Annotated in this window: 4 protein-coding genes; 1 reads left to right on the forward strand and 3 read right to left on the reverse strand. The window is 37.5% G+C overall.

The features are described from left to right. Positions 1 to 189: 189 nt before the first annotated feature. Positions 190 to 576, reverse strand: a complete 387-nt coding sequence (locus B2X72_RS08265; protein ID WP_286849050.1) for a nuclear transport factor 2 family protein — start codon at positions 574 to 576, stop codon at positions 190 to 192. A gap of 377 nt (positions 577 to 953) precedes the next feature. Between B2X72_RS08265 and B2X72_RS08270 the strand changes: the two genes are divergently transcribed. Further along, positions 954 to 1757, forward strand: a complete 804-nt coding sequence (locus B2X72_RS08270; RefSeq protein WP_286849052.1) for a type 1 glutamine amidotransferase domain-containing protein — start codon at positions 954 to 956, stop codon at positions 1755 to 1757. A 73-nt stretch (positions 1758 to 1830) separates the two neighbouring features. On the opposite strand, the gene B2X72_RS08275 is transcribed toward B2X72_RS08270, so the two are convergent. Together B2X72_RS08275 and B2X72_RS08280 are read right to left on the reverse strand one after the other, a co-directional pair. Further along, on the reverse strand, positions 1831 to 2448 hold the full coding sequence (locus tag B2X72_RS08275) for a hypothetical protein (RefSeq protein WP_075991448.1): 618 nt from the start codon (positions 2446 to 2448) through the stop codon (positions 1831 to 1833). Positions 2449 to 3063: 615 nt separating this feature from the next. Next, a partial coding sequence (locus tag B2X72_RS08280) for a hypothetical protein (protein WP_286849054.1) occupies positions 3064 to 5447 on the reverse strand: 2384 nt, incomplete at its 5' end.

The following is a 5447-nucleotide window of genomic DNA, read 5'->3' on the forward strand; positions in this document are numbered from 1 at the left end:
AAAAGAGGAAACGATAGGAAACATAAAAATTACTGTACAGATAAACGCTAAGAGAAAGGGTCTGATGAGAATCAGGCCCTTTTGACGTAAAAAAGCCAGATTTCACGACCTGGCTTCTAAACTAAACTTAAATAGATGATTCACTAGTGGTATGTCTTTTATTATTTGTAAACCACTAGTTATTGGCTCTTATTTATACGAATTGATTGATTTGGATACTTTCCAGTCATTACCCACACGCTCCAAAGTGACAAGATCAGTCTTGGTGAAATCCTCAAATTTCAAAGTCACTTTAGCAATCATATAATCTGCGGATTCTTCTAAAATATCTGTGCTTACGGTACAGTTCAGCTTTTCGCCTTTTTGTTTTTTGAAGGATTTAACCACTTCGCTACGGCTGTTAGACAACGCATTGGTAGTTTGGATCTTTTGATTAAAATCAGCTGCAAATAACTGCTCTACTCCTGCTGATTCGCCCGCAGTCGTTACTGCAACATAGTGCTCTAAAGCGAAATCAGCGGTGGAAAGGTTAACGTTTGCTTTTGTTGCTTTTGCTCCAGGTCCTTCAGCTGCCATAGCGAAAGTAGATACTGCGATTAAAGCTGCTGCTGCGAATGTTTTTACTAGCGTTTTTTATCGAAATTATTTGTTTTTTATTTGATGATAAAGCTATCATGAGTGTCCTTTGAATACACTCATGATGGTTCATAATGTCTTTATTTTATAGTGTTAGTTTTTCATCTAAATAATTTGTTCTTCAATTGTGATGAAGCTATTATGAGCATTTCCATCGATGCTCATGATGGTTTTTGTTCTTATTTGTTGACTCAAAACTACGACACAATAGGCCCCTAGCCTATCGGCTTTAGACTAACGATTAGGAAAACTCGGTGAATAGCGGAAATGGGAAGGCGAATTTTAATTATGTGATGTAGGTCACGTTAAATTACGATATGAAATCGAGAGATTTGTTCCAACAAAAAGAAAATCTCAACGATATGAAAGCAAAACAACTCTTTATACAAATAGGACTATTTTTGGCTTTATTCACCCTAATAGTACCCCATTGCTATGCAACAAATCGAAAACCGAAAATTCTATTTGTAGTAACTAGTCACGATACAAAAGGTAATACAGGCGAGAAAACAGGTTATTATCTCGGGGAAGTCTCACATCCCTGGGAGGTTTTAACAGCGGCTGGATATGAGATTGATTTCCTTAGTCCACAGGGAGGGAATCCACCTGTGGATGGATTTGACCTGACTGATCCTGTTAACAAAAAATTCTGGGAGGATAAATACTACCACAATAAAATCACCCATTCCCTTAAACCTTCTCAGGTAAAACCGGAAGATTATAAAGCCATTTTCTATGCCGGAGGACATGGTGCGATGTGGGATCTGCCTTTCGATTCGACAATCGCAAAGATTGCAAGCAAGATATACGAAGCAAACGGCGTTGTCGCAGCTGTGTGTCATGGTCCTGCTGGCTTGATCAATATCAAACTGAAATCCGGTGAATATTTGATAAAAGGGAAAAAAGTCAATGGCTTTAGCAATGAAGAAGAAGAGCTTGTAAAGCTCAGCAATGTTGTTCCCTTTCTACTAGAAGATAAACTAAAAGCTATAGGTGGGATTTATGAAAAATCAGAGCCTTGGCAGTCGCATGTCACCATTGACGGCAGATTGATCACTGGCCAAAATCCTCAATCAGCCAAGGCCATAGGCATGGCCATCGTCAAGGCATTAAGTAAGTAGTAAGGTATACTTCTCAAGATAACAACATTGGCCTTTGAAAAACCATAGGGTCTTTCAATATTATTGCGGAGAATCAACTCAAGAATATTATGATACGTAATATAATTAAACCAACAACAACTAAACAGATCATAAGTGGAGCAATGATGCTTCTCTTCTTATATTTTATTCCTTTCAAATATTGATCCCAAAACCCAAACTGCAATATGGCGGCACCTATTCCATACAACAAAATACCAGTGAATCTACTCTGATCAAAATAATCTTTAAATTCATTGTATACTAAAATTAACGCTAGGGTATAACCAAATCCAAATAGGAGTGTTGCCCATGCTTCTTTTTTCTTGGATAATGTGAATAAGTTAATCGCTAACAATATAGCGCCTGTAAATAATCCGAATAGTATACTAAAATACCATATTGCTTTTTGAGAATAGAAACTGACGGAAGCTTTTTCAGCATCTTCATCAATATCCCATGTGTTAAGGGATTTGTAATCAGGTTCCTCTTTTTTCCTTGATGCTATAAGTTGATTTATCTTAACAATTTCTGTTTCGGAAAAAAAATAGCCCCTTTTTTTGAGAATGTCGAAAGCCATTTCTATAGCTTCAGGGACTGATCGGGTATCTTCTGAAGTATACCGCAACAGGTCCTTATTGGATAGTTTTTCTAAGACTGATCTTTTTACCATAAACCTAATATAACCAAACTACCAATTACAATTATCACACTTTTAAAATAAGGGTACTAAAATATTATTATCTGAAAACAAATGTTTCTTAATCATCTCGCAGTTTAGATCTAATATTCCATTGTAGCAGTAATTTCATCAAAGAAGTAAAATAACTGACAGGTGTATTAAGTTAATTTCATATAACATTGCAATAGCGATACAAAAATTAAGATATTACTGGCAATAAAACAATATACTATCCACTTAATTTTAAAGCCATAATAGAATAATCCCAATATCCATGGATTCCCAAAAAGATATATTCTAAAAATTTGAAAGCCATCAAATTTTTGCCCTAAATGAAAAAAATCAGCCAATAACTGACTAAAACATCCTTTAATTGCCTGGTGCTCTATCGCAATAAAATTCATCACGATCAAACAAACATAGGTCAGAATATAAATAGTTGGAACAACTTTTTTATTAATTTTCACTTCTTAAACATTTATTGATTTGTACGTTGTATAACTTGAAAACAGGTCCATCGACCACCTCACTGGAAGATAGAAATTAGCTAAATTATCAAAGGTCATTTGAGAGCCTTAAGTTAACAAATTCTTTGGGAGTTAAACACTAGATTTTAAATCGCATTGCAATCAGAAACTGTCTTGGCCTGAGTTCGAAATAACTCTGTATAAGCTCATAATCTGAGGAAAATTGCTGCAGATAGTTTTTATTATCCAAGATATTGGTTGCTGTCAGCTCTAAATCGGTACGCCAATGGCTTAGCCTGAACCGATAAGTTGCGTCCATAAAATACTGACTTTTTTGTGCCTTGACATTATTTGCATATAATGAATTGGACAAGGTGATCAAATGTCGATCATGGGGCGAAATTACCAGATTAAAAAAATGATTGTTATATAACAGCTCATTGCGCTGCCCAGCAGCCAATCTATTGTGGGTCCGCCCCATGGCAACCCGGTAATCTCCAGAAATTAACGCTGAAGACGAATTGATCAGCTCAAGTGTGAACGACTGACTGTTTACATGTTGCTTCACCAACTGCTCATTCAGCAAATAATCTGAATTACTCCAACTGAAATTATCGTTTAACTTTGCTACAGTTTTGATACGGACAAATAGTTTGGAAAGTCCACCACTGATCCCATGCGATAAACTCTGTGCATTTTGATTAATAATACTGGTCGAGCTACGTCCCATACTGTCCAATACTGTACTGAACATATAGTCACGCCAACTTTTTCTAAAATTATAACTCAGATTGGCAAAGCTTGCCTTCAAGGTGTTTTTATACGCATAATGTATTCCTGTACGCAGCTCTTCATTCTTGAGTAAGCGTGCATCATACTTTTGGATACTGCGATACTGACTAATGATGTAACCATTGTAGAAATTGTCGAGTCCACCAAAATTTCGACCTACACTCAGATTTGTACTGATCGTATTTTTCCCGTTAAACAGATAGCTCATCGAAGCAGAGGGATTCCAACTGCTCCGCAATTCATTTTTCAGACGCTGTATGCCTTGCTGTTTGACATTATAGTAATATTGACTGAACGGTAGATTGAAACTGTATTTAAACTTGCGCACTTCTTTCCCAATTTGGAGCGCCATCCGCAGCTGCATCTGCGCGCTATTCATAGCATTGAAATAACCAGTATCCAGGACGCGAATATCATGCTGATCATGCAGCTCGATATAGCTGTTTAACGTACTGTTGTTGTAATTCAGATTGATGCTAGGTGAAAAAGTCCATGTTTTGATCTTGCGCGATAAACTCAGGCCATTTTCAAAATTAAAGCTCTTAAAACGAACGATCTGTCCCATCTGATCATAGGGCATCCCGCCGTTGAGCAACGATTCAAACTGACCGGGATTGACCGTAAGACGTTGAGGTGTACTGTGCCACTCTAAAGTAGACGTGATATTGACCAACTGCTTGCCTATAAAACGGCCGAGTGAAAAGGAATTGAGAAAGGCTTCGTCTGAGAACTTTTTGTCCTGCTGTATAGGGATGTCTTCATTAAAAAGAATATTACCGGCACTGTTGTTCCAATGTTTACGATAATTGGTACTGTTACTAAAAAAAACGTTTGACTCGTTCTTTTCGACCAGCATCCCAATATTCAACTCATCGATACCATAGCGATTGTCCACCACCTCCTGGTTGTGGATCACTTCGTTGTTTGTAAAATATTGTGTCGACGTTGTTCCTTGCAATTTTCGATTATCGTGGAAATAAGAAAAATTACCTTTGACTTCCAAACCGTTCTTTAACTTTTGAATCATATTGCTACTCATTAAAAAGATCTGGTTGTTCAACCATTTTTTCTGATCGAAACCCGGAGTGGCTACCTCCCGAATGGAGAGATAGGACGATCCATCTGAAAAGCGAGATCGCGCTGTAAAATAACCAGTACCTGAATAGAATGGTTTTAACTGCTGTGACACATCATCACCAACATTGTTCGTCTGAAATGAATTGAGCATTTGAAAGGTCTTGGCAAATGTCATTGGCGTAATATTAGCATCCCAAAGCGCAGGAGCTGCTCCAAGACCTAGTTTACCGGTACCTGTTGTGGTAAATTTCTTAAGCTGTAAATTAAGGGTGGCGCGGTTGGAAAAGACCAACTTATCCAACATTTTGATGGGTTGATGATTTTCAAGGATCTGGACTTTCATAACCGCATCTGCTGGAAGATTTTGATTGATAAGCCCGTAACGTCCGCCCATCATGTCCAATCCATTGACCCGATACTGTTGAATAGGTTCGCCTTGGTAAAAGATCTGACCGTTACGCATCTCTACGCCCGGAAGCTTTTTGATGATATCACCTATTACACGATCTTGCGTTCCTGTAAAAGAAGCTACATTATAATTGATCGTATCTTTTTTTTTGTAGACTGGCACATACGAGACCTTGACATCTTGGATTTTCCGCACCTCAGTTTTTAAAATATAAGCAGAGTTTGCAGTCGCATAAATAGGAAGGG

Origin of the sequence: Sphingobacterium sp. UBA7253 (assembly GCF_002472745.1) — a bacterium.
Lineage (GTDB): Bacteria > Bacteroidota > Bacteroidia > Sphingobacteriales > Sphingobacteriaceae > Sphingobacterium > Sphingobacterium siyangense.

Coding starts and splice junctions, on each gene's coding strand:
- B2X72_RS08265 (WP_286849050.1), bottom strand. CDS start 576: ATGGCAGCTGAAGGACCTGGAGCAAAAGCAACAAAAGCAAACGTTAAC.
- B2X72_RS08270 (WP_286849052.1), top strand. CDS start 954: ATGAAATCGAGAGATTTGTTCCAACAAAAAGAAAATCTCAACGATATG.
- B2X72_RS08275 (WP_075991448.1), bottom strand. CDS start 2,448: ATGGTAAAAAGATCAGTCTTAGAAAAACTATCCAATAAGGACCTGTTG.